Below are 3,277 nucleotides of genomic sequence, written 5' to 3' on the forward strand. Positions count from 1 at the left end.
CCGGGCCCGTCCCCGCCATCGGGACCGCCGCCCCCGCCCGGCCCGTCGGGGTCGTCGTCGGGGCCCTCATCGGCATCAGAGGATTCCGGCTCGGGTTCCGGCTCCGGCTCCTCGTCCTCGAACTGCCGCAGCACCTCGTCCAGCTTGTCCTCGTCCAGCCCCGGCGCGTCGAACGGCGCCCGCCGCCGCCGGTGGGGGAGCGACAGGAGCGCGGCCTGCCGTACGTCCTCGGTCCGTACGTCCGTCCGGCCCGCCCAGGCGGCCAGCGCAGTCGCCGTACGCGCCGTCACGATGTCCGCGCGCATCCCGTCCACCTCGAACGCCGCGCACACCGCGGCGATCTGCCGCAGCGCGCGGTCGCCCAGCCGGACGGCGGGCAGCAGGGCGCGCGCCGCCGCTATGCGGTCCCGCAGCTCGCCCTCCTCGCGCGCCCAGCGCGCGGCGAACCCGGCCGGGTCCTCGTCGTACGCCAGCCTCCGGCGCACCACCTCGACCCGCTCCTCGGTGTCCCTCGACGCCGTGACCTCGACGGTGAGCCCGAAGCGGTCCAGCAGCTGCGGCCGCAGCTCGCCCTCCTCCGGGTTCATGGTGCCCACCAGCAGGAAGCGCGCGGCATGCCGTACGGAGACGCCCTCGCGCTCCACATAGGAGGCGCCCATGGCGGCCGCGTCGAGCAGCAGGTCGATCAGGTGGTCGTGCAGCAGGTTGACCTCGTCGACGTACAGCACCCCGCGGTGCGCGTCCGCGAGCAGTCCCGGCTCGAACGCCTTGACCCCGTCCGACAGCGCCCGCTCGATGTCCAGCGACCCGACGAGACGGTCCTCGGACGCGCCGACCGGCAGCTCCACCATCCGCGCGGGGCGCGCGTCCCCGGGGGCGGTCTCGTGCGGTCCGTCCGGGCAGCCCGGGTCGGGCGCGGCCGGATCGCACGAGAAGCGGCAGCCGGGGACGACGTCGACCGGCGGCAGCAGTGTGGACAGCGCGCGCACGGCCGTCGACTTGGCCGTCCCCTTCTCGCCGCGCACCAGCACACCGCCCACGGCGGGCGAGACGGCGTTGAGGAGCAGGGCGAGCCGCATGTCGTCCATTCCGACGACCGCGGTGAACGGGTAGGCAGCGGTGGTCATGCTCAGGTACCTCCTACGGTGCGTGCGCGGTCGGTGCGTATGGGCTCGCGTCTCGTGCTCAATCCGTTCCTCCCGGCGCCCCGGGCGGCACGAAGGGCAGCCCGTCCGGTACGCCGCCCTCGATGAGCCTCAGCAGCGCGTCTGTGTCCGCGTGCTCCTCGATCAGATCGCCCAGCCGGTCCAGCTGCTCCTCGCGCAGCTCCCCGAAGCGGGTGTCCGGCGCGGGCACGAACGCCCGGCCCGAAGCCTCCGCGACCCGCCGCAGGAAGGCGCGGCGGAAGCCGTCGCTCTCCAGCGAACCGTGCCAGTGGGTGCCCCACACCGGGCCTACCCGGCAGCCGTCCAGGAACGGTTCGTCGCCCCCGTGGAGCAGTTCGGCGACCCCGTGGTGGATCTCGTAGCCCGCCACCGGCTCGCCCAGCGCCTCGCCCACCGGCCGGGCCAGGGTCTTGTCGGCCGCGAAGCGGACCCGTACGGGCAGCAGCCCGAGGCCCTCGACCGTCCCGGCCTTCGACTCGACCTCGTCATCGATGCGCTCGCCCAGTGCCTGGAAGCCGCCGCAGAGCCCGAGCACCGGGCGCCCCTCCGCGGCGCGCCGCGCGATCGCGTCGGCGAGACCGCGCTCGCGCAGCCACTCCAGCGCCTTCACGGTGCCCCGGGTGCCCGGCAGCACCACCAGATCGGCGTCGGCCAGCTCCTCCGGGCGGTCCACGAAGCGCACGATCACGCCCGGCTCGGCGGCCAGCGCGTCCACGTCGGTGAAGTTGGACATCAGCGGTACGGCGGCCACCGCGACCCGCAGCACGTCCGCGCCGTACGGCGGTGCGACGACGCTCTCGCGCACGGTGCCGCGCAGCGAGACGCGCAGCCCGTCCTCCTCGTCGATGCCGAGGCCGTGCGCGTACGGCAGCACGCCGACGGTCGGCCGCCCGGTGAGGTCGCGCAGCATGTCCAGACCGGGTTCCAGCAGGCTCACATCGCCGCGGAACTTGTTCACCACATAGGCGGCGATATGCCGCTGGTCCTCGCGGGACAGCAGCGCGGTCGTGCCGAAGAAGGACGCGAAGACGCCGCCGCGGTCGATGTCCCCGACCACGACGACCGGCAGCCCCGCGGCCCGGGCGAGACCCAGGTTGACGATGTCGGTGCGGCGCAGATTGATCTCGGCCGGGCTGCCCGCGCCCTCGCAGATCACCGCGTCATGGGTGCGCCGCAGCTCGGTCAGGCAGTCGGTGACGGTCTCCAGCAGCCCTTCGCGCCGCTCGGAGTGGTAGCCGCGGGCGCTCATCTCGCCCACCGCTTTGCCGAGCAGCACCACCTGGCTGCTGCGGTCGCTGCCCGGCTTCAGCAGGACCGGGTTCATCAGGGCGCTCGGTTCGACGCGCGCGGCGGCGGCCTGCATCGCCTGGGCGCGCCCGATCTCGGCGCCGTCCCGGGTGACGAAGGAGTTGAGCGACATGTTCTGTGCCTTGAACGGGGCGACCCGGAGCCCTTTGCGTGCCAGCCAGCGGCATATGCCCGCCGTGACGACGCTCTTCCCGGCGTCCGAGGTCGTTCCCGCGATGAGCAGTCCGCCCCCCAGGGTCATCTGTTCACCCTTTCCTGATCGGCTCCGGAGCCCCGACCGGCTCCGGAACGAGCCACGACGGTGGTGAGCAGCGCGAGCGCCGACACCTGCCGCGAGAGGCGGATCGCCCGCGGAATGTCGGCCGCCGCCACGGGACGGCCGCCCGGGTTCAGCACCGGGCGGTGCTCGACCCGGCCCGCGTACGCCAGCGTGCCGCCCAGCCGGACCCCCAGCGCGCCCGCGAACGCCGCCTCCACCGGGCCCGCGTTGGGGCTCGGGTGGCGTCCGCCGTCGTCGCGCCAGGCGCGCCACGCGCCGCGCGGATCGGGCCCGGCGAGGGCGGCCAGGGCGGCGGTGAGCCGGGCGCCGGGCCAGCCCGCGACATCGTCCAGCCGGGCCGCCGCCCAGCCGAACCGGCGGTAACGGGCCGACTTGTGGCCCACCATGGCGTCCAGGGTGTTGACGGCGCGGAAGCCGACGAGCCCCGGCACCCCGGCCACGGCCCCCCACACCAGCGCGCCCACCACCGCGTCCGAGGTGTTCTCGGCCACCGACTCGACGACCGCCCGCGCGATCTGCTGTG

General features: G+C 74.8%; 3 protein-coding genes. All 3 read right to left on the bottom strand.

Going from position 1 to position 3,277, the window contains the following annotated elements; all coding sequences use genetic code 11:
• Nucleotides 1–1,127: magnesium chelatase ATPase subunit I (locus SSOG_RS34620; protein WP_154686120.1), on the bottom strand; the 1,127-nt coding region annotated here is incomplete at its 3' end.
• A 58-nt stretch (nt 1,128–1,185) separates the two neighbouring features.
• Nucleotides 1,186–2,715, bottom strand: a complete 1,530-nt coding sequence (locus SSOG_RS34625) for a cobyric acid synthase (protein WP_009718925.1) — start codon at nt 2,713–2,715, stop codon at nt 1,186–1,188.
• The coding region (locus tag SSOG_RS34630) for a cobalamin biosynthesis protein (RefSeq protein WP_208867392.1) at nt 2,712–3,277 on the bottom strand (566 nt) is incomplete at its 5' end. The genes SSOG_RS34625 and SSOG_RS34630, both read right to left, overlap by 4 nt.

The sequence above is a fragment of the Streptomyces himastatinicus ATCC 53653 genome (genome assembly GCF_000158915.1).
Classification (GTDB): Bacteria; Actinomycetota; Actinomycetes; order Streptomycetales; family Streptomycetaceae; genus Streptomyces; species Streptomyces himastatinicus.

Coding starts and splice junctions, on each gene's coding strand:
- SSOG_RS34625 (WP_009718925.1), bottom strand. CDS start 2,715: ATGACCCTGGGGGGCGGACTGCTCATCGCGGGAACGACCTCGGACGCC.